This is a genomic window from Bordetella genomosp. 9, assembly GCF_002261425.1.
Lineage (GTDB): Bacteria > Pseudomonadota > Gammaproteobacteria > Burkholderiales > Burkholderiaceae_B > Bordetella_C.
In genome coordinates, this window is sequence record NZ_NEVJ01000003.1 from 3,092,607 (window position 1) to 3,114,884 (window position 22,278).

21 protein-coding genes are annotated in these 22,278 nt (G+C 67.4%); 11 read left to right on the top strand and 10 right to left on the bottom strand.

Annotated elements, in window-relative coordinates; translation table 11 throughout:
• Positions 1 to 22 precede the first annotated feature (22 nt).
• The gene (locus tag CAL26_RS25105) at positions 23 to 1,960 is read left to right on the top strand and encodes a glycoside hydrolase family 15 protein (RefSeq protein WP_094850073.1); all 1,938 of its coding nucleotides are present in this window, start codon (positions 23 to 25) and stop codon (positions 1,958 to 1,960) included.
• Positions 1,961 to 1,978: 18 nt separating this feature from the next.
• Here the strand turns inward: CAL26_RS25105 and CAL26_RS25110 are convergent, their stop codons facing one another.
• Positions 1,979 to 3,553 (bottom strand): DHA2 family efflux MFS transporter permease subunit, encoded by a 1,575-nt coding sequence (locus tag CAL26_RS25110; RefSeq protein WP_094849360.1) that lies wholly within the window; start codon positions 3,551 to 3,553, stop codon positions 1,979 to 1,981.
• Positions 3,554 to 3,615: 62 nt separating this feature from the next.
• On the bottom strand, positions 3,616 to 4,113 hold the full coding sequence (locus CAL26_RS25115; protein WP_094849361.1) for a MarR family transcriptional regulator: 498 nt from the start codon (positions 4,111 to 4,113) through the stop codon (positions 3,616 to 3,618).
• 169 nt (positions 4,114 to 4,282) lie between these two features.
• Between CAL26_RS25115 and CAL26_RS25120 the strand changes: the two genes are divergently transcribed.
• Complete coding sequence (locus tag CAL26_RS25120) at positions 4,283 to 5,050, top strand: aldolase (protein WP_094849362.1); 768 nt, start codon at positions 4,283 to 4,285, stop codon at positions 5,048 to 5,050.
• 43 nt (positions 5,051 to 5,093) lie between these two features.
• On the opposite strand, the gene CAL26_RS25125 is transcribed toward CAL26_RS25120, so the two are convergent.
• Positions 5,094 to 5,870: a MetQ/NlpA family ABC transporter substrate-binding protein gene (locus tag CAL26_RS25125; protein ID WP_373454525.1), complete on the bottom strand. Its 777-nt coding sequence runs from the start codon at positions 5,868 to 5,870 to the stop codon at positions 5,094 to 5,096.
• 330 nt (positions 5,871 to 6,200) lie between these two features.
• Here CAL26_RS25125 and argB point away from each other — a divergent pair, with 330 nt between their 5' ends.
• The 3 genes from argB (at position 6,201) to slmA (ending at position 8,487) form a co-directional block, all read left to right on the top strand.
• On the top strand, positions 6,201 to 7,100 hold the full coding sequence (argB, locus tag CAL26_RS25130) for an acetylglutamate kinase (RefSeq protein WP_086067276.1): 900 nt from the start codon (positions 6,201 to 6,203) through the stop codon (positions 7,098 to 7,100).
• A complete protein-coding gene (locus CAL26_RS25135; protein ID WP_179283479.1) occupies positions 7,100 to 7,846 on the top strand; it encodes a pyrimidine 5'-nucleotidase in 747 nt (248 codons plus the stop codon). Before argB ends, CAL26_RS25135 begins: the two co-directional genes overlap by 1 nt.
• 65 nt (positions 7,847 to 7,911) lie before the next feature.
• Positions 7,912 to 8,487, top strand: a complete 576-nt coding sequence (gene slmA, locus CAL26_RS25140; RefSeq protein ID WP_094849364.1) for a nucleoid occlusion factor SlmA — start codon at positions 7,912 to 7,914, stop codon at positions 8,485 to 8,487.
• Between the two features lie 8 nt (positions 8,488 to 8,495).
• Here slmA and CAL26_RS25145 read toward each other — a convergent pair whose 3' ends face one another.
• From CAL26_RS25145 to gpmA, 4 genes are read right to left on the bottom strand one after another with little or no spacing between them, the layout of a single operon-like run.
• Entirely contained in the window at positions 8,496 to 9,263 is a 768-nt protein-coding gene (locus CAL26_RS25145) for a HesA/MoeB/ThiF family protein (protein WP_094849365.1), read from the bottom strand.
• Positions 9,260 to 10,729, bottom strand: coding sequence for a S41 family peptidase (locus CAL26_RS25150; RefSeq protein WP_094849366.1), 1,470 nt, complete (start codon positions 10,727 to 10,729; stop codon positions 9,260 to 9,262). Before CAL26_RS25150 ends, CAL26_RS25145 begins: the two co-directional genes overlap by 4 nt.
• Before the next feature lie 33 nt (positions 10,730 to 10,762).
• Positions 10,763 to 12,409, bottom strand: a complete 1,647-nt coding sequence (locus CAL26_RS25155) for a murein hydrolase activator EnvC family protein (protein ID WP_094849367.1) — start codon at positions 12,407 to 12,409, stop codon at positions 10,763 to 10,765.
• Positions 12,410 to 12,412: 3 nt separating this feature from the next.
• Positions 12,413 to 13,165, bottom strand: coding sequence for a 2,3-diphosphoglycerate-dependent phosphoglycerate mutase (gene gpmA / locus CAL26_RS25160; protein WP_094849368.1), 753 nt, complete (start codon positions 13,163 to 13,165; stop codon positions 12,413 to 12,415).
• 159 nt (positions 13,166 to 13,324) lie between these two features.
• Between gpmA and CAL26_RS25165 the strand changes: the two genes are divergently transcribed.
• The 5 genes from CAL26_RS25165 to CAL26_RS25185 all read left to right on the top strand — a co-directional run bounded on the left by CAL26_RS25165 (position 13,325) and on the right by CAL26_RS25185 (position 16,866).
• Positions 13,325 to 13,747, top strand: coding sequence for a rhodanese-like domain-containing protein (locus CAL26_RS25165; protein WP_179283480.1), 423 nt, complete (start codon positions 13,325 to 13,327; stop codon positions 13,745 to 13,747).
• Between the two features lie 71 nt (positions 13,748 to 13,818).
• Positions 13,819 to 14,073 carry a glutaredoxin 3 gene (grxC, locus tag CAL26_RS25170; RefSeq protein ID WP_094849369.1) on the top strand — a complete coding sequence of 85 codons (255 nt, stop codon included), beginning with the start codon at positions 13,819 to 13,821 and terminating at the stop codon, positions 14,071 to 14,073.
• 101 nt (positions 14,074 to 14,174) lie between these two features.
• Complete coding sequence (secB, locus tag CAL26_RS25175) at positions 14,175 to 14,687, top strand: protein-export chaperone SecB (RefSeq protein WP_094849370.1); 513 nt, start codon at positions 14,175 to 14,177, stop codon at positions 14,685 to 14,687.
• A gap of 10 nt (positions 14,688 to 14,697) precedes the next feature.
• A complete protein-coding gene (locus tag CAL26_RS25180) occupies positions 14,698 to 15,774 on the top strand; it encodes an NAD(P)H-dependent glycerol-3-phosphate dehydrogenase (protein ID WP_094850076.1) in 1,077 nt (358 codons plus the stop codon).
• An 84-nt stretch (positions 15,775 to 15,858) separates the two neighbouring features.
• Positions 15,859 to 16,866, top strand: a complete 1,008-nt coding sequence (locus tag CAL26_RS25185) for a Bug family tripartite tricarboxylate transporter substrate binding protein (RefSeq protein ID WP_094849371.1) — start codon at positions 15,859 to 15,861, stop codon at positions 16,864 to 16,866.
• Positions 16,867 to 16,897: 31 nt separating this feature from the next.
• On the opposite strand, the gene CAL26_RS25190 is transcribed toward CAL26_RS25185, so the two are convergent.
• The 3 genes from CAL26_RS25190 to CAL26_RS25200 form a co-directional block, all read right to left on the bottom strand.
• Positions 16,898 to 19,657 (bottom strand): hypothetical protein, encoded by a 2,760-nt coding sequence (locus tag CAL26_RS25190; RefSeq protein ID WP_094849372.1) that lies wholly within the window; start codon positions 19,655 to 19,657, stop codon positions 16,898 to 16,900.
• Positions 19,658 to 19,904: 247 nt separating this feature from the next.
• On the bottom strand, positions 19,905 to 20,375 hold the full coding sequence (locus tag CAL26_RS25195) for a tRNA (cytidine(34)-2'-O)-methyltransferase (RefSeq protein WP_094849373.1): 471 nt from the start codon (positions 20,373 to 20,375) through the stop codon (positions 19,905 to 19,907).
• Positions 20,376 to 20,409: 34 nt separating this feature from the next.
• On the bottom strand, positions 20,410 to 21,198 hold the full coding sequence (locus tag CAL26_RS25200; protein ID WP_094849374.1) for a ComF family protein: 789 nt from the start codon (positions 21,196 to 21,198) through the stop codon (positions 20,410 to 20,412).
• 128 nt (positions 21,199 to 21,326) lie between these two features.
• Here CAL26_RS25200 and CAL26_RS25205 point away from each other — a divergent pair, with 128 nt between their 5' ends.
• Complete coding sequence (locus tag CAL26_RS25205) at positions 21,327 to 22,262, top strand: methyltransferase domain-containing protein (protein ID WP_094849375.1); 936 nt, start codon at positions 21,327 to 21,329, stop codon at positions 22,260 to 22,262.
• Positions 22,263 to 22,278 lie beyond the last annotated feature (16 nt).

Here is a 22,278-nt window from a genome sequence, read left to right on the forward strand (position 1 = left end):
CGCCTTGGGAGAACTGCGCTTCATGTCGAAACCGCTGGAAGACTACGGAATCATCGGCAATATGCTGTCCGCCGCGCTGGTGTCGCGCGACGGCTCCATAGACTGGCTGTGCCTGCCGCATTTCAACTCCGCCGCCTGCTTCGCCGCCCTGCTGGGCACTGAAGAGCATGGCTGCTGGCGGCTGCGGCCGCGCGGCGTGTTCAAGTCCCACCGGCGCTATATCAGCGGCACCGCGGTGCTGGAAACGCGATTCGAAACCGCCACCGGCGCGGTCACGCTATTCGATTTCATGCCTTTGAGCGATGACGAAGAACGCGTGGACGTCGTGCGCATCGTGCGCGGCGACCAGGGCCAGGTCGACATGGATATGGACCTGGTGCTGCGGTTCAACTATGGCCAGGCCGTACCGTGGGTGCGCCGGCGCGACTATGGCATCAGCGCCGTGGCGGGGCCCGACGCCGTCGAGCTGCATACCCAGGCGCCCCTGGAAGGCAAGGACCTGCGCACCGTTTCGCGGTTCACGGTGCGGGCCGGCGAACACGTGCCTTTCACGCTTTCCTATCATCCGTCGCACAAGGTGCCGCATTTCGTTCCCGACCGCCTGGAAAGCCTGGATCGCACGGTGGCATGGTGGAAGGAATGGTCCAAGCGCTGCCGCTCCGACCACCGCTTTCCCGAATGGCACGACGCCATCGTACGTTCGCTGATCACGCTGAAGCTGCTGACGTTCCGGCCCACCGGCGGCATCGTCGCCGCGCCCACCACGTCGCTGCCCGAGAACATCGGCGGCACGCGCAACTGGGACTACCGCTATTGCTGGCTGCGCGACTCCGCGCTGACCTTGTACGCCCTCTTGAACGCCGGCTATCGGGAAGAAGCCGAAGCCTGGCGCATGTGGCTGATGCGCGCGTCGGCCGGCCATCCCAACCAGCTGCAGATCATGTACGGGATCGCCGGCGAGCGCAGCCTGCCCGAAATGGAGATCCCCTGGCTGCCAGGCTATGAAGGCAGCACGCCGGTGCGCATCGGCAACGCCGCGTCGGGGCAGATCCAGATGGATATCTACGGCGAGCTGATCGATACGCTGCATGCGGCGCGCGAAGCCGAACTGGCGCCGCTGGAACAGGCATGGCGGCTGCAGCGCATCCTGCTTACGCCGCTGGAGCACGGCTGGAATACGGACGATCATGGCATCTGGGAAGTACGCGGCGCGCGGCGGGCGTTCACGCATTCGCGCCTGATGTGCTGGGTGGGCTTCGACCGCGCGATCAAGTCGGCGGAACGCTTCGGCCTGCAAGGCCCCGTGCAGCGCTGGCGCCATATCCGCGACACGATACGCGCGGACATTCTGCAGAACGGCTTCGACAGCGGACTGAACAGCTTCGTGCAGTACTACGGGGGCAAGGGGCTGGACGCCAGCCTGCTGCTGATCCCGCAGGTGGGATTCCTGCCCATCGACGATCCGCGCGTGGCCGGCACCGTGCAGGCGATAGAAAAAGGCCTGCTGCGCGATGGGCTGGTGATGCGCTATGTGCCGGAACAGTCGGACGACGGCCTGGCGCAGGACGAAGGCGTGTTCCTGGCATGCAGCTTCTGGCTGGCGGACAGCTACGTCATGCAGGGCAGGCTGGACGAAGGCGCCGAGCTGTTCGAGCGGCTGCTGTCGCTGCGCAACGACCTGGGCCTGCTGGCGGAAGAATACGATCCGGTGCGGCAACGGATGGTGGGCAATTTCCCGCAGGCGTTTTCGCATATCGGGCTGGTCAACACCGCCTACAACCTGCTGCAGGCGCAAGGGCCGGCACGGCAGCGCTCGCGCAGCGCGGCGCCGCACAACGGGTCGGGCGCGCACAAGGAATCGCAGTCGGCGGCCGCTGCGACGGAGGCGGCCGACGCGCATGCCGCGACCGCGCATTCGGCCAGCGAGCAGCCCGCGGCCGGCGGCCCCCCGCCGCGATAGCGGGACTGGTCACAGGGGCTAATCCGCCGCCACGTGCTGCAGTTCCGCGTCATCGGCGGCCTGTTGCGCCGATGGCTGCCCCGACGCCGGCCGCCGGGTGCGCATGAAGATCAGGCACGGGATGGCCGCCAGCGTCAGCCACATCATGAAGCGGAAGTCGTCCAGATAGGCGATGAAGGCCGCCTGGTTGTTGAGGATCTCGTTCATGCCCGCCATGCCGGCGGGCGTGCTCATGTCGAACATGCGCGACAGCGCATCCGGATGGATCATCATGGCGCCCGCCGTGATATAGGCGCCCAGGGACGCATGCAGGATCGCGGTATTGCGCACCAGCAGCGTTTGCATGGCGGAGATCCCGATGCTGCTGCCGATGTTGCGCGACAGGCTGTAGATCGCGGTGCCATCGGATCGCAGCGACCGGTCCAGGGTCGAGAACGTCATGGTGGTCAGCGGCACCGACGTGAATCCCAGGCCCAGGCCCTGGATGAATCCCGGCACGATCACGTCCCACTCGGTGATCTGCGGCGTATAGCCGGACATCTGCCACAACGACAGCGTGGTGAGCCCGAACCCCAGCGCAATGACCAGGCGGCCATCGATCTTGCCCACGATGCGCCCGGCCACCAGCATGGACACCATGGTGCCGAGGCCGCTGGGCGCCGTGACCAGGCCGGTGGTCACGACCGGGTAGCCCAATATCGTCTGCAGCAGCGGCGGCAGCAGCGCGCGCGTCGCGTAGAGCAGCAGGCCCAGCAGGAAATAGAAGGCCAGGCCCATGGCGAAGTTGCGGTCGCGCAGCAGCGCGACCTTGAAGAAGGAGTGTTCGCCGCTGGTCGCCGTATGCAGGATGAAGAACGTGAACGACACGAAGGCGCAGACGGCGTAGATCCGGATCTCGATCGAATCGAACCAGTCGGCCTGCTCGCCGCGGTCCAGCATCAGCTGCAGCAGGCCGATGGCGATCGCCAGGGTGGCGAAACCGAAGACGTCGAAACGGTTGTCGCGCCGCGCGCCGTCGTCGTGGATGAAGCGCGCGACCCCGTAGAAGGACATCAGCCCCACCGGCAGGTTGATCAGGAAGACCCAGCGCCAGTTCATGTTGTCGGTCAGCCAGCCGCCCAGGGTCGGCCCCAGGATCGGTCCCAGCATCACACCCATGCCCCACACCGCCATGGCCTTGGCGTGGTCCTTGGGTTCGTTGACGTCCAGCATCACCGCCTGCGACAAGGGCACAAGCGCGGCGCCGAAGGCGCCCTGCAGCAGTCGGGCCAGCACGATCTGCGCCAGGTTGCCCGCCGCCCCGCAGGCCAGGGACATGACGGTGAACCCGGCAATGGACACCAGGAAGACCGACTTGAGCCCGTAGCGTCCCGTCAGCCAGCCGGTGACCGGCGTCGCGATCGCCGCGGCGACGATGTACGAGGTCAATACCCAGGTGATCTGGTCCTGCGACGCCGACAGTCCGCCCGCCATGTGCGGCAGGGCGACGTTGGCGATGGTGCTGTCCAGGGTCTGCATGATCGTCGCCAGCATGATGGAGACGGTGATCATCGACTTGTGCGGGACGGCGCCCGGATGGCCGGCGGGGGACATGGATTTAATAACCTACGTTACTATTTGAAGAAAAAAAGGGAGCGCTTCCGCCCCCGCTCGCCCTACTCCACCTGGGTCAACAGCTTGCGCAGCAAGCGCTCCAACGCATCGACTTCCGCCGCGTCGAAGCTGGCGAATAGCGACTTCAGCTGCGTGCGCCGGCGCGGCAGGTATTGCCGCACGAACGTCTGCGCCTTCGGCGTCAGTTGCAGGAACACCTGCCGGCGGTCGCTTTCCCCGGCCAGCCGGGTCACATAGCCTTGCCTTTCCAGCTCGCGCGCCACCCGCGTGCTGTTGGTGCGCGAGGAATTCATGAATACACTCAGGTCGGACGGCTTGAGGCGGTGCTGTTCGCTGGCATAGATGACGACCAGGGAAGTCCACAGCGTAGAATTCAAGCCATGTTCGCGCAGCGGCGCATCCATGTGATCCCCCAGCCGCGCGGCCACATGCATGAATAGCCGGCTGATCACCGATTCGCGCAATTGATGGCGCGATGCCAGGCGCAGGGACAGTTCGTCCATGGCCTGCTCGAAGGGATCGAAGGAAGACGGGGGCATCGCGGCTCAGCGCATCCGGCGCAACTAATAACGTACGTTATTATATCGCCGATCCCGCTGACGAAGGACTGAACCGGGCGCCAAGCCCGGACCGAATCCGCTGTCCCGCGCGTCGCGATTCGGTTTAAATCCGGGGTTCCGGCCAGCGCGCCCCCAGCCTATCGACACCATGCCCGTGCAATCCGAAAACGTACCCCACAGTTCCGACACCCTGACCCTGCGGGCCGACCTGGCGCTGGCGCTGCGCGCCGCCGCCTACCACGGGCTGGAAGAAGGCGTCTGCAACCACTTCAGCGTCGCGCTCGACGACGGCAGCGACCGTTTCCTGATCAATCCCCACGGCCTGCACTGGAGCGAGGTCGAAGCTGACGACATCGTGATGGTGGACGGCCGGGGGGCCAGGCTGGCCGGCCGGCACAACGTCGAAGCCACCGCCATGTTCATCCACGCGGCGATACATCGCATCGCCCGCAAAACCTGTGTGCTGCATACGCACATGCCCTACGCCACGGCCTTGACCCTGACGGCCCGGCGCGGCCTGGATACGCGGCTGTCGCAGAACGCCATGCGCTTCCACGGCCGGGTGGCCATCGATGCGCGCTACGACGGCCTGGCGCTGGATACGGCCGAAGGCGAACGCATCGCGCGCGCCATGCACGGCGCCGACGTGGTGTTCCTGGGCAACCATGGCGTGGTGGTGTGCGGCGAACGCGTCGATTACGCCTACGACGATCTGTACTTCCTGGAACGCGCCTGCCAGGCCGAAGTGCTGGCGCTGTCCACCGGCGCGCCGCTGGAGCCGGTGCCGGAAACCATGGCGCGCCACGTGGCGATGCAGATGCAGGGCGAGCGGCTGCAGTCGACGCTGTTCTTCGAATCGCTGCGGCGCCGCCTGGGCGGGGCGTCGCGCGATAAGGAACGCGATACGGGACGCTAGCTGGCCCGCCAGGCAGGCCCCATGCCGGTCCGCCGATCCGGCGTCAGAACGCCGGCACCACCGCGCCCTTGTACTTTTCCAGGATGAACTGCTTCACCGCGGGCGTATGCAGGGCCTGCACCAGCTTCCGCACGGCGGGCCGGTCCTTGTCGTCGGGCCGGGCCACCAGCACGTTGGCGTAGGGCGAGTCCGCGCCTTCGATGAACAGCGCGTCCTTGGTCGGCACCAGGCCGGCTTCCAGCGCGTAGTTGGTATTGATCAACGCCAGGTCGACGTCGTCCAGCGAACGCGGCAGCATGGCGGCTTCCAGTTCCTGGAATTTCAGTTTCCTGGGGTTGTCGGTGATATCCAGCGGCGTCGCGCGGATATTGCCGGCGTCCTTGAGCTTGATCAGGCCCTGCTTCTGCAGCAGCAGCAGGGCGCGGCCGCCGTTGGTGGGATCGTTGGGGATCGCCACCGTCGCCCCGCTCTTCAGATCCGACACGCGCTTGATCTTGCGCGAATAGGCGCCGAACGGCTCGACGTGCACCTTGGCGATCGCCACCAGGTTGCTCTTGCGATCCTGGTTGAAGGTGTCCAGATATGGCTGATGCTGGAAGAAATTCAGGTCCACCTGCTTGTCGACCAGCTGCACGTTCGGCTGGACGTAGTCGCTGAACACCTTGATGTCCAGGTCCACGCCTTCCTTGGCCAGGGTGGGCTTCACGAACGCCAGGATCTCGGCGTGCGGCACCTGGGTCGCGGCGACGACCAGCTTGTCGGCCGCGGCGGCGGGCCAAGCCACCAGGGCGGCCGACACCCCGGCCGCCAGCAGCGCCATGCCGGCCATCCAGGCGCGGCGCGCGGGGTGCGCGGGCGCGTCGGTTGCGGACGCGCGCCGGCCAGCGTCGGCCAGGAGCTGCGCGGCACGCGCGCGCGGCAATGATCGATTCATTTTTTTTCCTCCTTGTCGGGGTTCCCGCTTGGACCGTTTAATACGAAAGGGATCAAATCTACATGAACCCGGCTTTTTTGTACTCCATCTGTTTATTACGCGCTGGCATAAGACTCAACGGGTAATACAATGCCGTTCAGCGGCGGCGACCGCGCCGCATGCGCCCGTCGCGCTCGTCTTTCGCGCCCCTATCCATCATCGCGTTTTCCAGCCGCCATGACTGCCAATTCCGATACCGCCGCCCTGTCTCCCGCGCTGAAGGCCAGCGTTCTGTCCGAAGCCTTGCCCTATCTGCGGCGCTTCCACGGCAAGACCATCGTCGTGAAGTACGGCGGCAACGCCATGGTCGAAGAACGGCTGCAGGAAAGCTTCGCGCACGATGTCGTGCTGCTCAAGCTGGTGGGCCTCAACCCCGTGGTCGTCCACGGCGGCGGGCCGCAGATCGACGACGCCCTGCGCCGCGTCGGCAAGAGCGGCACCTTCGTCCAGGGCATGCGCGTGACCGACGCCGAAACCATGGAAGTCGTCGAATGGGTACTTGGCGGCCAGGTGCAGCAGGACATCGTCCTGATGATCAATGAAGCCGGCGGCAAGGCCGTGGGCCTGACCGGCAAGGACGGCGGCCTGATCCGCGCTCGCAAGAAGCTGATGGAAAACAAGGAAAATCCCGACCAGCCGCTGGATATCGGCTTCGTCGGCGACATCACCCAGGTCGATCCGGCGGTGGTGAAGGCGCTGCAGGACGATCAGTTCATTCCCGTGATCTCGCCCATCGGCTATGGCCAGGACGGCAAGGCGTACAACATCAACGCCGACGTGGTGGCGGGCAAGATGGCCGAAGTGCTCGGTGCGGAAAAACTGCTGATGATGACCAACACGCCCGGCGTGCTGGACAAGGATGGCAAGCTGCTGCGCAGCCTGTCGGCGCGCGCGATCGACGAACTCTTCGCCGACGGCACGATTTCCGGCGGCATGCTGCCCAAGATTTCCTCGTCGCTGGACGCCGCGCGCAGCGGCGTGAATTCGGTACACATCATCGACGGGCGCGTGCCCCACTGCCTGCTGCTGGAACTGCTGACGGACCAGGGCGTGGGCACGATGATCACGTCGCGCTGATGCAGATCCGCCGGCATTTGCTGCGGCCGGCGGCGCGCCTGCGCCGCTCGCGCCGCACGGCCACGGCCTCACCCCAGCGCCTGTGGCTGTTCGATCTGGACAATACGCTGCACAACACCTCGCATGCCATCTTCCCGCGGATCGACGCGGGCATGGCGCGCGCCGTGGCGGAAACCCTGGGGGTGGACCTGGACACCGCCAACGCGCTGCGCACGAAGTACTGGAAACGCTACGGCGCGACGGTGATCGGCATGGTGCGCCATCATGGCGTGAATGCCGAAACCTTCCTGCGCATGAGCCACGATTTCGACGTGCTCCCCTTGCTCAAGTCGGAAAGCGGCCTGCCGGCCAAGCTGCGCCGGTTGCCGGGGCGCAAGGTGCTGCTCACCAATGCGCCGCTGCATTACGCCCGCACGGTGCTGCGGCACCTGGGCCTGCTGTCGCATTTCGACAGCCTGTGGGCGATCGAGCACATGAACTGGCACGGCAACTTCCGCCCCAAGCCTTCTGCCATCCTGCTCAAGCGCGTGCTCGCGCGCGAAGGCGCGTCGGCCGCGCATACCGTGCTGGTCGAGGACACCCTGGAAAACCTGCGCGGCGCGCGCCGCGCGGGCCTGCGCACGGTGCACATACACCATCCGGGCACACCCTTCAGCAAGGGCGGCCGCAACCGGCCGGGCTATGTCGACTTGCGAGTACACTCGGTCAGCGAGCTGCTACTGCAACGCCGCCCCTTGCGGCGCTAGCGCGGTCCTTTTCAGTTTTTGTTTCCTGAACTCAATTACCGGCCGCCTCGCGGACGGCCACACCCATGGCAAGCAGACCCGGCGAAAAGAAAACGCAGATCCTGCAGACCCTGGCGGAAATGCTGGAGCAGCCTCACGCGGCTCGAATCACGACAGCGGCCCTGGCGGCGCGCATGCAGGTTTCGGAAGCGGCCCTGTACCGGCATTTCGCCAGCAAGGCGCAGATGTTCGAAGGCCTGATCGAGTTCATCGAGCAGACGATATTCACGCTGGTCAATCAGATCGGTTCGGCGGAGCCCGATGGCGTCGGCCAGGCACGGCGCATGGTCAACATGCTGCTGACATTTTCCGAACGCAACAAGGGCATGACGCGCGTGCTCACGGGCGACGCGCTGGTGACGGAAGACAACCGTCTGCAGGAACGGATCAACCACATCAACGATCGCATCGAAGCCTCGTTCCGCCAGGCCTTGCGCACGGCGGTGCACGACGGGGCCTTGCCGGCGAATGCCGATGTCAGCGCGCATGCCAGCCTGTTGACGCATTTCGTGCTGGGACGCTGGCTGCGGTATGCGCAAAGCGGTTGGCGCGTGCCGCCGACCGTGCACCTGGACGAACAGCTTCGCCTGGCCTTGGGCTGACGCCAGCGTCAGCGCTTCGGTAGTGGCCTTCTTTCCGCGCAAATAGCGCATTCCTCGTCGCGCGGGACGTTCAGGCTGCGCCATTGCATGGCCAGGCCGTCCAGGCACAGCATGCGGCCGGCGAGCGTTTCGCCGATACCGGCCAGCAGCTTCAAGGCTTCCGCCGCCTGCACGCTGCCGATGATGCCCACCAGCGGCGCCAGCACGCCCATGGTCGCGCAGTTGGCTTCTTCGACGTCGTCCGCTTCCGGGAACAGGCAGTGATAGCACGGCGAGGTCTCGCCACGCAGGTCGAATACGCTGACCTGCCCATCGAAGCGGATGGCCGCGCCCGACACCAGCGGCTTGCGGTGATGCACGCACGCGCGGTTGATCGCGTGCCGGGTGGTGAAGTTGTCGGAACAATCGAGCACCACGTCCGCGCGCGCCACGGCGGCGAGCAGGGCATCGCCCTGCAGGCGCTGGGCAATGGTGTCGACGACGATCTCCGGATTGAGCGACAGCAAGGCGCGGCGCCCTGATTCCACCTTGGCCTGTCCCAGGCTTTCCGTGGCGTGCAGCAACTGCCGCTGCAGGTTGCTGAGTTCGACGACGTCGTCGTCGACCAGCGTGATATGGCCGACCCCCGCGCTGGCAAGATACATCGCGGCCGGAGAGCCCAGCCCCCCTGCCCCGATGATCAGCGCACGCCCCGCCAGGATTTTTTCCTGTCCTTCGATACCGAGTTCGTCGAGCAGGATGTGGCGGGCATAGCGCAGCAACTGCTGGTCGTTCATTTTGCCTTGGCGGGCTCGACTCCGGACGGCGTGATCGTCATGCGTTCCGTCGGCGCCTGCGCGGCGCCGGCGGTCTGCTGCGGCGCGCCGGCCTTGTCATTGGACGCGGTCTTGGGCACGGCCTTCTGGATCGGCTTGCCGTCCAGCAGGTTCAGCGCCTGCTTGAGCTGGAAGTCTTCCTTGCCGCCGAACTCGAACGTCTTGGGCAGCTCGATATTGGCCGGGTCATTGGCGGACTTGATCTCGCCGTTGGGCGCTTGCTGGTTGGCCAGGTGGCGCTGCAGATCGGCTTCGCGCGGCAGGCGGAACAGGTCGCCGGTCGCCGTATCGGCCACCACGTAATCCGGTTCGATGCCGGTCGCCTGGATGGAACGGCCGCTGGGCGTGAAATAGCGCGACGTCGTCAGCTTGATGGCGGTGTCTTCGCTGAGCGGCAGGATCACCTGCACGGAGCCCTTGCCGAAGGTACGGTTGCCCATCACCTTGGCGCGCTTGTGATCCTGCAGCGCGCCGGCGACGATTTCCGAGGCGGACGCGGAGCCCACGTTCACCAGCACCACCATGGGCACGGTCTTGACCCAACCCGGCAGGCCCGAGAGATAATTGCCTTCGCCGCGCGCATATTCGGCCGGGGTGGCCAGATACTTGTGGCGCGCGTCGGGCGTGCGGCCATCGGTGGATACCACCAGCGAATCCGCCGGCAGGAAGGCCGACGCCACGCCGATGGCGCTGGTCAACAGGCCGCCCGGGTCATTGCGCAGGTCCAGCACCAGCGCGCGCGGCGGCTGCTTGGCGCCGAGCTCGGCAAGCTGGCGGGCCATGTCGGCGCCCGTCTTTTCCTGGAACTGGGCAATGCGCACATAGGCCACGTTGCCGTCCAGCATCTTGCTGCGCACGCTGCGCACCTTGATGACGTCGCGCATGATCTTCAGCACGATGGGCTGCGGATGATCGGCACGCATGATGGTCAGCGTGATCGGCGTCTTGGGCGCGCCGCGCATCAGCTTGACGGCGTCGTTCAGCGACATGCCCTTGGTGGGCGTATCGTTGATCTTGGTGATGAGATCGCCCGCCATGACACCGGCGCGCGCGGCCGGCGTGTCTTCGATGGGCGAAATGACCTTCACGTAGCCGTCTTCGGCGCCGACTTCGATGCCCAGGCCGCCGAACTCGCCTTGCGTGGCGGTCTGCATGTCGCGATAGGCATCGGCGTCCAGATAGGCGGAGTGCGGATCGAGGCCGGACACCATGCCGGAGATGGCATTGTCGATCAGCGTCTTGTCGTCCGTCGGTTCGACGTAGTTGTTCTTGATGGCGCCGAAGACGTTGGTGAACTGGCGCAGTTCCTCCAACGGCAAGGGGCTGCCGCCGCGCTGTGCGACCGCGGTCACGCCGACGCTTAGCAAAACACCGGCGACAACACCGAGCGACACCAGGCCGAAACTGCGAAACTTGCGAGTGCTCATGCACACTTCCTGAATTGGTTTAGCCAAACGCTTCTACTGGGCCAACCATTGGGCTGGGTCCACCGGCGCGCCGCCATGACGAATTTCAAAGTATAGGCCCGATTCCACCTGCCCGCCCGTCGCGCCGGCCGAGGCGATGGTGTCCCCGGCGGCGACCCGATCGCCCACCTGTTTCAACAGGGACTGGTTATACCCGTAGACCGTCAAGTACTGCTGGCCGTGATCCACGATGATGAGGTTACCGAAGCCCCGCAGCCAATTGGCGTAAACCACGGTGCCGGGCGCCACGGCGCGTACCGGCGTGCCTTCGGGCACGCGCAGCACGATGCCCCGCCAGACGCCGCCGTCCGGGCGGCCGAGGCCGAAGCGCCCCTGCACGGTGGCGCCCGAGACGGGCACCGGCAGGCCAGGCCGCAGGCCGCGGCCCGCCGGGGGGAGCGGCCGGGCGGGCGTTGAAGACGCCGAGGAAGCGGACGATGGGGCGGAGGAGGCGGACTGGGCGTCCGCGGTCTCCGCCGTCTTCGGTTCGGCCGACTTCGGTTCAGCTGGCTTTAAGCCTTCTATATTGCCGCGCGCCACCGGCAGGCTGGCTTGCGCCGCCCGGCGCGCGGCCGCTTCGGCGTCTTCCGCCTGCCTGGCGGCGGCGGCCGCCTGGCGATCGGCGGCCGCGGCGGCGTCGGCGTCGCGGCGCGCGGCGGCTTCGACCTGCTCGCGCGCCTGCGAGGCCTCGCGCGCTTCCTGCGCGCGGCGGGCGGCGTCGGCGGCCTTGCGGGCATCGTCGGCGCGCTTGCGGGCGTCTTCCGCCTTGCGCCGGGCTTCCTCCAGCGCCAGGCGCCGCGCCTCTTCGGCCTTGCGGGCGGCCTCGGCCTCCGCCTGCCTGCGCGCTTCCTCGGCCTTGCGGCGGGCCTCTTCGGCCTTGCGCGCTTCCTCGGCCTGCTTTTCGATGGCCACCTGCAGGTCGTCGATCAGGCGCGACATGCGCTGATCGTCGCGGCCCAGCTTGACGGCCTCTTCGCGCTGCGCGGTGATCTGGCCTTCAAGGCGCGCCAGGACGCTGGCGCGCTCCTTCTGCTGCGCGACCAGCTGGGTTTTCTGATCGGCGGTTTCCTTGACCACCTGGGCGATTTCCTGGCGCCGCGCGTCGGCCTGGCCCTGCAGGCGCGCCAGTTCGTCCAGGTCGCGGCGCAGCGCCTGCACCGCTTCGGCCCGGGCCTGGGAGACATAGCCCAGATAGGCCAGATTGCGGCCCAGCTGCTGGGGGTCGTCGCCGGACAGCAGCGCCGTCCAGGGCGACAGGCCGCTGGTGTACTGGGCGCGCAGTTGCCTCGCGAGCTCCTCGCGGCGCTGCGCCAGCACCGCCTGCTGCGCCGTCATCTGGCGTTCCAGGCCGGCCAGGTCGGCTTCCGCCTGCTTGCTCTGCGCGGCCAGCTCGGCCAGGCGGCGGTTGATCTGCGAGATCGCGGTTTCCGACTGGCGCAGCGAGTCAGCGGCTTCCTTGCGCGCCGATTCGCGTTCGTCGATGGTTTTCTGCAGTGACTGGATGCGTTCGCGCAATGCCGACTGCTGGCGTTGCGCCTCGGTCTGTTTCTCCGCCAGGTCCGCGGGCGCGGCCCACGCCGCGCCCGCCGCCAGCGCCATCGTCAGCGCGGCGGCCGTCCATCCACTGCCAGCCAGGCGCATCGGTCAGGCCTTTTTCGCCTTGCCTTGCGCAGCCACGGCGGCCATGGCGGCTTCGATTTCGGCCGGATCGCCCAGGTAGTAATGGCGCAGGGGGCGCAGATCGTCGTCGAGTTCGTAGACCAGCGGCTGCCCGGTGGGGATGTTCAGCCCCACGATATCGTCGTCCGAGATGCCGTCCAGGTGCTTGATCAGGGCGCGCAGGCTGTTGCCATGCGCCGAAATCAGCACGCGGCGGCCGGCGCGGATGGCGGGCGCGATCGACTCGTTCCAGAAAGGCAGGACGCGGGCCACGGTATCCTTCAGGCACTCGGTGGCGGGCAGTTGAGCCGCCGGTATGCGCGCGTAGCGGCTGTCGAAGCGCGGATGGCGCTCGTCGTCCACGGGAATGGGATCGGGCGCGATGGCGTAGGCACGACGCCAGATCAATACCTGTTCGTCGCCGAACTTGGCGGCGGTCTCGGCCTTGTTCAGGCCCTGCAGGGCGCCGTAATGCCGCTCGTTCAGCCGCCAGCTGTTGCCGATGGGGGTGTACATCGCGTCCATGGCGTCCAGCGCGATCCAGAGCGTGCGGATGGCGCGCTTCAGGACGGAGGTGTAGGCCAGGTCGAACGCGTAGCCCTCGCGCTTGAGCAGTTCGCCGGCGGCGCGCGCCTGTTCGCGGCCGGTATCGGTCAGGTCGACGTCGGTCCAGCCGGTGAAACGGTTTTCCAGATTCCACTGGCTTTCGCCGTGACGCATCAGAACGAGTTTGTGCATAGTGCGGTCGCTTGAAACAGAGTTGAAAGATGCCGGATTGGCATCATTTTATAATTGCCCGGTTATGCCCCTTCCGGACGGTCCCGCGCCGCCGCCCGCCGGGATGCGGCGCCCGGTGGGCCTTGATCGCCCATTAACCGTCATACTTCAGGACGTTCCGTGGATTTTGTGCATTTTCTGCTAGGTCAGAACAATATTTTCATCGTCGCCGCGGCGGTCGTGTCCGGCATCATGCTGGCCATTCCCGCGCTGCGCAAGACCGGCGGCGGATCCGCCATCGGAACGGCCGAAGCCATACAGATGGTGAACCAGCGGCAGGCGGTATGGGTGGACGTACGTCCGGCCGAACAATACCAGGCTGGGCACATCGCGCAGGCACGCAGCGTGCCGGCAGCGGACATCGACAAGAAATCCGCCGGCCTGCCCAAGAACAAGCCCCTGGTCGTGGTGTGTGAGCAGGGACGCGACGCCAGCCGCGCCGTGTCCAGGCTGAAAGCCCAGGGGTTCGCCGAAGTGGTGGCCCTGCAAGGCGGCATGAAGGCCTGGAGCCAGGCCGGCCTGCCCGTCACGCAGAAAGCCTGACGCGTATCCCGCCAGGGCGGGCGCCGGCGCCGACTGTCGCCCCTTCCGCTTTTCAACGTAGAGAAACGACGATGAAAAAAGTCCTGATGTACAGCTCCGCTGTCTGTCCCTATTGCATCCGTGCCGAAGCCCTGCTCAAGCAGCGCGGCGTCAGCGAGATCGAGAAGGTCCGCATCGACCTCGACCCGGCCCAGCGCGCCACGATGATGGAGCGAACCGGCCGCCGCACCGTGCCGCAGATCTATATCGGCGACACGCACGTGGGCGGCTACGACGACCTGGCCGCGCTGGACCGCGCCGACAAGCTGGTCCCCATGCTGGCCTGATTTGCTGGCCTGATTTGCTGGCCTGATTTCCGGCGCCGTCCGGCGGACGGCGCCTCCTTTGCCTGCCTCAGGCTTTACTCCCACCCTTTCCGGAATTCTTCATGGCCGATCAAACCAACCAGGCGGGCGACGACGCTCCGTCGTTCAATCTGCAGCGCGTCTACCTGAAGGACCTGTCGCTGGAAATGCCCAACGCGCCCCACGTATTCCTGGAACAGGACACGCCGCAGGTTGAGGTCAGCATCAACGTCGGCGGCCAGCGGCTGACCGAAACGCTGTTCGAGTCCACCGTCACCGTCACCGTCACCACGCGCGTCACCGACAAGGTGCTGTATCTGGTCGAAGGCACCCAGGCCGGCATTTTCGAGCTGGCCAACATCCCGGGCGAACAGCTGGACCCGCTGCTGGGCATCGTCTGCCCCACCATGATCTACCCCTATCTGCGCGCCAACGTGGCGGATGCGATCACCCGCACCTCGCTGCCCGCGCTGCATCTGGCGGAGGTCAACTTCCAGGCGCTGTACGAACAACGCATCGCCGAGATGCAGCAACAGCAGCAGCAATCCGGCAATGACTCCGGCATCATCCTGCCGCCCAATGTCACGCGCCAGTAATCCCGCGGACATGCCCCGTCCGCCCGCCGGCACCCAGGTGCCGCCGCGGGTGGCGGTGCTGGGCGCCGGCAGCTGGGGAACGGCGCTGGCGGCCGTGGCCGCGCGCCGTCGTCCCACCTTGCTGTGGGCGCGCCAGGCCGCGCAGGCCGACGCCATGAGCGCCACACACGAAAACGCCCGGTATCTTCCGGGCGTTTCTTTGCCTGCCTCGCTGGAAATCGGCAGCGACTTCGATCGCGCGCTTTCCATGACGGCCGCCGATGGCGGTGTGCCGCTGCTCATCCTTGGCGTGCCGGTGGCGGGGCTGGAAGCCATGTGCCAGGACCTGGCGCGGCGCCTGCCCGCGCTGGGCTGCGCCGGCTGGCACGTGGTCTGGACCTGCAAGGGCTTCGACGAATCCCAGGGCCGGCTACCGCATGAAATCGCGCTGGCGACGCTGGCCGACACCCCGGGCGTCCGCGTCGGCGTGCTGTCGGGACCGAGCTTCGCGCGTGAAGTCGCGCAAGGCCTGCCTGTCGCGTTGACGGTCGCCAGCGGCGACGCCGCCCTGTGCGCGGCCACCACGGCCGCGCTGCATGGCGGCGCGGTGCGGGTGTATGCCGGTTCCGACGTCGCCGGGGTGGAAGTCGGCGGCGCGATGAAGAACATCATTTCCATCGCCTGCGGTATCTCCGACGGCCTGATGCTGGGCACCAACGCGCGTGCCGCGCTGATCACCCGGGGCCTGGCCGAGATGACCCGCCTGGGCGTGGCGCTGGGCGCCCGCGCGGATACGTTTTCCGGGCTGACCGGCCTGGGCGATCTCGTGCTGAGCGCGACCGGCGAACTTTCGCGCAACCGCCGGGTAGGCCTGGACATCGGCGCCGGCCGCAAGCTGGCCGACATCCTGGCCGGGGGCATGACCGCCGAAGGCGTGCGCGCGGCCCGCTCGGCCCTGGCGCGCGCGCGCGCCCTGAATGTCGACCTGCCCATTACCGCCGCGGTCTGCGCGGTGCTTTTCGACGGCGTGTCTCCCATGACGGCCGTGTCCACCCTGCTGGCGCGCGACGCCCGACCGGAAAGCGGAGACCTGCGCGTGCCCGACTAAGCGCCTGCCCCCGGCAGGCCGTTCACCCCAAAACAGCGCACGATCGCCCGACGCGATCGGCCATCCAAGCCAAAGGAGAAATCGATGTTCCTGTTCAATCCCGGCCCCCATGGCGCACGCCTGCCACGGCTGTGGCTGGCCCTGGCCAGTATCGCCACGGCGCTGACGCTGGGCGCGCCCGCGCATGCGGAATGGCCGGAGCGCCCCATCGACATGATCGTCCCCTTCCCCGCGGGGTCGTCTCCGGACCTGCTGGCGCGCATCGTGTCCGAACCGCTTTCGCAGGCCCTGGGCAAGCCCATCATCGTGCAGAACAAGCCGGGCGCCGGCGGCAACATCGGCACCCGCCTGGCCGCCGAGGCCAAGCCCGATGGCTACACGATGCTGTTCACCATCAACGGCCCGTTGACGACGGCGCCGACGCTGTATCGCAAGACGCTGGGCTACGATCCCTTCACCGATCTGGCGCCGGTCACGCTGGTGGCGACCAGCCCGAACGTACTGGTGGTGCCCAGCAGCCTGGGCATCAAGACCGTGGAACAGTTCGTCAAGCTGGCCAAGGAAAGGCCGGGCGCCCTGAATTACGGCTCGGTCGGCCCCGGCAGCGCGTCCCAACTGGCCATGGAAATGTTCAAGGGCCAGGCCGGCCTGGATATCGCCCACATTCCCTATCCCGGCTTTCCGCAGGTGATCAGCGCGATCATCGCGGGCGACATCCAGTCGTCCTTCATGGTGCCGGCCATCGCGATGCCGCAAGCCCGCAACGGCAAGGCGACGGTGCTGGCCGTCACCAGCCTGGAACGCACCGAGACGCTGCCGGACGTGCCCACCATGGCCGAGCAGGGCTATCCAGGCTTCGAGGCGATCTCGTGGGATGCGATCCTGGTGCCGGCCGGCACGCCCAGCGGCGTGGTGGAAAGGCTCAACAGCGAGCTGGCGCGCATCATCAGCAGCGACAAGGTGCGCGAGCAGATGGCGGTGCAGTACTTCACGCCCGCGCCTTCGTCGCCCGAGCAATTGTCCACCCGCATGCGGGACGAGAAGGCGCGCTGGGATGCCGTGATCGAGAAGCTGAACCTGTCGCTGGATTGATCGCGCCGGGTTGATCGCGGCGGGTCCGCGATCAGGCGGCCGCGGGCGCCGGCGGCACGGCGGGCGCCGCCGGAGACACCGAAGCCGGAGCCGACGCCGGGTCCGCCTGGGTGTCCGGCACGGCTTCCACCGGCGACGAACGTTCCGCATAGCGATTCATCGGATTGTTCGCGTCGAACGACCTGCCGGAATTCAACAGGGCCTGCTGGTAGTACCGGTAGATAAAGCGGTTTTCCTCGCCGATCGTGCTGGTGACGGCGTCGGTCTTGAGGAAGTCGTCCATGTGGCCTTCGTACCGGCCCAGCCGGGCCAGCATCTTGTGCATGTGCGTCTGGTTCAGGCGCGCCCACGCGGCGTCGTAAGTGGTGAAGTCGCCGGTATCCGGGCCGGACCACATGCCCCCGTCTCTTTTGATCAGGCTGTCCAGGGACTGCTTGATGCCTTCATAGTCCTTCTTGGAATCACGGTCGAACTTGTCCGACAGACGCACGAGCAGATAGGCGTGGCTGCGCGCTTCCGGCTCCTGCTCAACCGCCTCGCGCAGCGCCGCCCAGCCACGATAGGCCGTCTGTTGCCATTCCATGGAAGCGCGCGGCATCTGGCGCCCGATGTCGACGAATTTGTTGCGCCACCAGTCCTGCACGGTGGTGACCCAGGCGAAGCGCGGCGCCTTGAACCGCATATCCGGGCAAGGCTCCTGCAGATTCCGGTACAGGTTCTTGAGCGCATCCGGCCCCAGCGTCGCCACCGCACGGGAGAATTCCATGCGCAGGTAGCGGTCGCAGGCTTTGGCGGGAAACTGGCTGGCCGCGAAGTGGGCGCGCAGGTCGTCCGCCGCGATCAGCATATCGCGGAACGTGCGCCGCACTTCCTGCGCATCGGCGGGATAGCGCTCCAGGGGCTTGAACGCGTCCTGTATGCGCTGGTACAGGTGGCCCGTGTGATACGAAAAGCGCGCATGCTCCATCCTGGCGCTGCTGCCGATCACCAGGTAGCCGGCCCAGAACGAGACCTTGTCCCACACCTTCCGCAACGGACCGCGCTTCTTTACCAATAGCGCGCCTTCCACGGCGTCGAAGTCCGTCAGGTCGCGCCAGCGCGTCCTGCTGCCTTCGCTGGGGGGCAGCGCGTCGCCTTTCAGGATCACATGCATTTCCTGCAACAGGCGGCGATACTGCGGCACCATCAGGTCGCCGTTCGCGGTGATGCGGCCGATGCCCGCCATCAACGCGTCCAATACGGCGTCCTTTCGCCAGGTCGTCGTTTCCAGCAGTGTGGCGCGCACGTCCGCCGGGGCGCGCTCCATGATCAGGCGCGACAGATAGGCGGTGCGCTGGTCGTCGCCGCGCATGGACAGGCACATGCCGCGCAACAGGGCATGCACGGCATTCTTGCCTTGCAGGTACAGATCCAGCTGATCGGGCAGGGGCACTTCGTCATCGGCGCAGCCGCGATCGCTCATGCCCTGGATCGCATTCGATTCGATGCGCCGGGCCAGCGCGGCCAGTTCGCGCAGCGGCTCGATTTCATAGCGGCGCATGCGTTCGTCGTTGACGGCCTCGCGCCAGGCTTCGAACACGCCCGCGGACTTGATGCGATCGGCCTGGATCAGGATGGCGCCCATGTACCCGCCGGGCGACGCGGCGCGGCAGACCTCGTCGAAGGCGTTGTCGGAAAGGCCGCGCAGGGCCCGGCCCACATGGCGCTTGATGAAGTGCTGGGTTTCGGCGGTCGTGGGCGGCAGCAGGTCCAGGTCGCGCGCCAACTGGCGCATCCAGTCGTCGCGGCCGGGATTGGGCAGGCGCTTGACCCCGTCGATCCGGTCGAGCATGCCCGCGCAGGGTCGGGCTTTTTCGCTTTGGAAATCCGCCAGGGCCTGGTCCCACTGGCCAAGTTCCGATGGACGCTTCCGGCGCAGGGACTCGCCGCTTTCGATCAGGGTGCGGCATTGGTCTATGGTGCTTTCCAGGGACTCGCTGGTGGGGACCTTGCCGCGCAGCCTGGCCAGTTCGTGCGCGAGGCGGTCGGCGTTGGCTTCTTCCTGGCCATGCGTCCACAGGCGATCGATGAGCTGCGCGGCTTCTTCCAGGGTCGGCCTGGAGGACAGCCCGGTGACTTCCCTGCCCTTCTGCAGCAGGCTTTCGAGCAGGCCCGGCCCGTGGCCGCTATCCACACGCGCCTGCGCCACGGAAAGCGTCGGCAGGCCGCCGCACAGGTGGGTGCTGTCCTTTTCAAGCTGGCGGCGTACGTCCTTGCGGCATTTGATGACGGCGGCTTCGATGCGGCCGAGCTTCTTGAGCGTGGCCTTGACGGTGGGCCGCGCTTTCTTGAACGCCTTTTTGTGCGTGCGCAGGTCCGCGATATCGCCGTCGAGCTGGCGCCGCGCCAGTTCCTGCGCGGGATCCATCGCCGCCTTGATCGCGAGCCGGCGCATGGCGCCGGTGCTACCGGGCGCCAGCTTTTTCAGGACGCGCATGCCGGCGTGGATGCATGCGTGCTCCACCTTGGCAACCGCCTTGCCGATATGTTTTTGCAGCCGGCTTTCGGCCGTTTTCACGGCGACCACGCAGCTGTTCACCGCCGGCGTGCCGGCGTGGCCGACGCGCCCGTCGTGCCCGTCGTGCCCGTCGTGACGAGGCCTGCGCTTGGCGGACCTGGCCACGAATTGCCTGCCGTCCTCCGGTGCCGTGCCGGCAAGCGACGAGGCGGAGTTCAGGCGGCCGCGTGCGTGGGATTGGGTGCGGTCGTCCTGGACGAGCGAGCCAGCGCCGGAAGTGGGATAGACGGGCATGATGCGATCCTTCTGCTGCGGTTGGACACGACGCGGCCGCCGACGGCACTTTCCGATCTGTTCCGGTCGTTGCCGCGGCCATCTGTATCGCGATGGTCGTGTGATGGGTACACACCGCATATGCACGGTTCCGCGGAACAGCGCGCGCGCGTTCGACGCACCGGCGGAATGCGATGCGGATCGTCGCGATATTCCACGCAAGCGTTGAAGTTTTATTTACCGCCGGCGTGTTGCCGGTCGCGGCGCGCTAGATGCCGCCGGTATAGCCGGCCTGCCGCCAGGCTTCGAACACGACCACCGCCACCGCGTTGGACAGGTTCAGGCTGCGCTGGCCCGGACGCATCGGCAGGCGCAGGCGCTGGGCGGGCCCAAACAGGGCCAGTTGCGCCTCCGACAGGCCCGCGGTTTCGCGTCCGAAGACGAACACGTCGCCCGGCTGGAAGGCGGCGCCGGCGAAGGAATGCTCGGTACGCGTGGTGAAGGCGAACACGCGATCCGGCGCAGCGCCGGTCGCGGCGATGGCGGCGGGCAGCGATGCATGCAGGCGCACCGGCCGCCACTCGTGATAGTCGAGGCCGGCACGGCGCAGGCGCGCATCATCCAGTTCGAATCCCAGCGGCTGCACGAGATGCAGCTGGGCGCCCGTATTGGCGCACAGGCGGATCGCGTTGCCGGTATTGGGCGGGATTTCGGGTTCGACAAGGATGACGTGATACATGACTGGGGACATGCCGCGCCGGGCGCGGCGGAGCCTAGGGCAGGTGATATTGTGCCAGTACACCGCCCGCATCCGCGGGCGCCCGCGCGGCGACCAGCCCGATGACACTGGCGGCGCCGGCCGCGCGCAGCGCCAGCGCGGCGGCGTGCAGGGTGCTGCCGGTGGTCATCACGTCGTCCACCACCGCGACGGTGCAGGGCGGAACGGCCGTCGGGCAGACGTAGGCATCGCGCGCGACGTGCGAACGGGCCTCGCGCGACAGCGTGCTCTGCTTGGGGCCGTCGCGCCCGCGCGCCAGCCAATGCGGGCGCAGCGGCAGGCCCGTCCGTCGTGCCAGCGCGCGCGCAAGTTCGGCGGCCGGGTTGAATCCCCGGCGCCGGAGCGAGGTCCGCGACGAAGGAATGGGAACGAGGACCGTGCCCGGCGCCAGCGCGGCCGGTGCGCTGGAGAAGTTGCGCAGGATCAGGTCGGCCAGCGGTTCGGCCAGGGCGTAGCGCAATTCGATCTTGTAGCGGGTGATCAGCATGTCCCCCGGCGATTCGTAGTCGAATCCGGCGTACACGGCCGCCAGCGGCGACGGCCGCCGGGCGCAATCCGGGCAAGACGTCCGCCCCGGCCGCAGGCGCAGGGCGCATCGCCGGCAGCGCGGCTGGCCGTCGCGCATGGTGGCGATGACGTCGCCCACGCAAGGCGGACACGGCCGTCCGGCCGCCGCCGGCCCGCCGCACATGGGGCAGTCCGTGGCGATGCGCGAGACCATGCGGTCCCGGGCGGCGCGCCACCCGCGAACCAGCCTGGACGCGCCGGCCGCGAACCCATCCATGTCGATCCCCCACGGACAATTCCCGCGACGCCGCATGGCCCTTGGCGGGCGCGGGCGCGGCGGTGCGCAATAATGAGGGGCTTATCTCATCACATCCGCGCGGGGCCCCGGGCTCCGACGCGACCGAAATGTCCCAGACCCCGCCCGATCTCCCCATCGTCAGCGCCCACGTGGCGCGCCAGTTTGCCCGCCGCGGGGATCTGGAAAATGCCCAGTTCCTGTATGGCGAAATCGGCCGGCGCATGCTGGACCGCCTGCGCTACATCCGGGCACAACCCGCCTTGCTGCTGGACGCGGGCTGCGGCGCCGCCGCCAGCCTGCCACTGCTGCAGGAACGCTATCCGGATGCCGCCTACATCGGGCTGGATAGCTGCGGGCCCTTGCTCGACATCGCGCGCCAGCGGAACGCGCCCCGCCGCGGCGGGCTGCTCGGCCTGGCCGCCCAATTGGTCGGGCGCGGCGACAAGGCGGCCGCGCCCCGCTTCGTCCAGGCCGACCTGTCCGACACCGGCCTGGCGCCGGAATCACTGGACCTGGTCTGGTCCAACCTGGCCCTGCATTGGCATCCGCGTCCCCATGCGGCCCTGGCCGAATGGCGGCGCGTGCTCAAGGTGAACGGGCTGGCGATGTTTTCCTGCCTGGGCCCCGGCACGCTGCGCGAGCTGCGCCAGGCGGTCGCCGACGCGGGCCTGGCCACGGCCACGCCGTCTTTCGTGGACATGCACGATTTCGGCGACTTGCTGGTGGAAAACGGTTTTGCCGATCCCGTCATGGACCAGGAAACCCTGACGCTCACCTATCGGACGACGGACAGGCTGCTGGAAGACGTGCGCGCGCTGGGCGGCAATCCGATCGCGGGACGCAAGGCGTCGCTGGCCACCCGGGCCTGGCGCGACCGGCTATGCAAGGCGCTGGAAGCCCAGCGCCGCGCGGACGGCACGATCGCGTTGACGATAGAAGTCGCCTACGGCCACGCCTGGCGAGCGGCGGCGCGGCAGGCCGCGCCGGGAGAAACCCGCTTGTCCGTCAGCGCGATCGGGGGCCGGCGGCAGCCTGGCCCCTGACATACCTGACATCGGC

Excerpts from the sequence above, each read along its gene's own strand:
- CAL26_RS25145 (WP_094849365.1), bottom strand. The coding sequence starts at position 9,263 with ATGAACGACCAGCAGTTGCTGCGCTATGCCCGCCACATCCTGCTCGAC.
- CAL26_RS25110 (WP_094849360.1), bottom strand. The coding sequence starts at position 3,553 with ATGTCCCCCGCCGGCCATCCGGGCGCCGTCCCGCACAAGTCGATGATC.
- CAL26_RS25180 (WP_094850076.1), top strand. The coding sequence starts at position 14,698 with ATGCCCCGTCCGCCCGCCGGCACCCAGGTGCCGCCGCGGGTGGCGGTG.
- CAL26_RS25120 (WP_094849362.1), top strand. The coding sequence starts at position 4,283 with ATGCCCGTGCAATCCGAAAACGTACCCCACAGTTCCGACACCCTGACC.
- CAL26_RS25150 (WP_094849366.1), bottom strand. The coding sequence starts at position 10,729 with ATGAGCACTCGCAAGTTTCGCAGTTTCGGCCTGGTGTCGCTCGGTGTT.
- CAL26_RS25105 (WP_094850073.1), top strand. The coding sequence starts at position 23 with ATGTCGAAACCGCTGGAAGACTACGGAATCATCGGCAATATGCTGTCC.
- CAL26_RS25200 (WP_094849374.1), bottom strand. The coding sequence starts at position 21,198 with ATGGATGGGTTCGCGGCCGGCGCGTCCAGGCTGGTTCGCGGGTGGCGC.
- CAL26_RS25205 (WP_094849375.1), top strand. The coding sequence starts at position 21,327 with ATGTCCCAGACCCCGCCCGATCTCCCCATCGTCAGCGCCCACGTGGCG.
- grxC (WP_094849369.1), top strand. The coding sequence starts at position 13,819 with ATGAAAAAAGTCCTGATGTACAGCTCCGCTGTCTGTCCCTATTGCATC.
- CAL26_RS25115 (WP_094849361.1), bottom strand. The coding sequence starts at position 4,113 with ATGCCCCCGTCTTCCTTCGATCCCTTCGAGCAGGCCATGGACGAACTG.
- CAL26_RS25190 (WP_094849372.1), bottom strand. The coding sequence starts at position 19,657 with ATGCCCGTCTATCCCACTTCCGGCGCTGGCTCGCTCGTCCAGGACGAC.
- CAL26_RS25125 (WP_373454525.1), bottom strand. The coding sequence starts at position 5,870 with ATGGCGCTGCTGGCGGCCGGGGTGTCGGCCGCCCTGGTGGCTTGGCCC.
- gpmA (WP_094849368.1), bottom strand. The coding sequence starts at position 13,165 with ATGCACAAACTCGTTCTGATGCGTCACGGCGAAAGCCAGTGGAATCTG.
- argB (WP_086067276.1), top strand. The coding sequence starts at position 6,201 with ATGACTGCCAATTCCGATACCGCCGCCCTGTCTCCCGCGCTGAAGGCC.
- CAL26_RS25185 (WP_094849371.1), top strand. The coding sequence starts at position 15,859 with ATGTTCCTGTTCAATCCCGGCCCCCATGGCGCACGCCTGCCACGGCTG.
- secB (WP_094849370.1), top strand. The coding sequence starts at position 14,175 with ATGGCCGATCAAACCAACCAGGCGGGCGACGACGCTCCGTCGTTCAAT.
- CAL26_RS25135 (WP_179283479.1), top strand. The coding sequence starts at position 7,100 with ATGCAGATCCGCCGGCATTTGCTGCGGCCGGCGGCGCGCCTGCGCCGC.
- slmA (WP_094849364.1), top strand. The coding sequence starts at position 7,912 with ATGGCAAGCAGACCCGGCGAAAAGAAAACGCAGATCCTGCAGACCCTG.
- CAL26_RS25195 (WP_094849373.1), bottom strand. The coding sequence starts at position 20,375 with ATGTATCACGTCATCCTTGTCGAACCCGAAATCCCGCCCAATACCGGC.
- CAL26_RS25155 (WP_094849367.1), bottom strand. The coding sequence starts at position 12,409 with ATGCGCCTGGCTGGCAGTGGATGGACGGCCGCCGCGCTGACGATGGCG.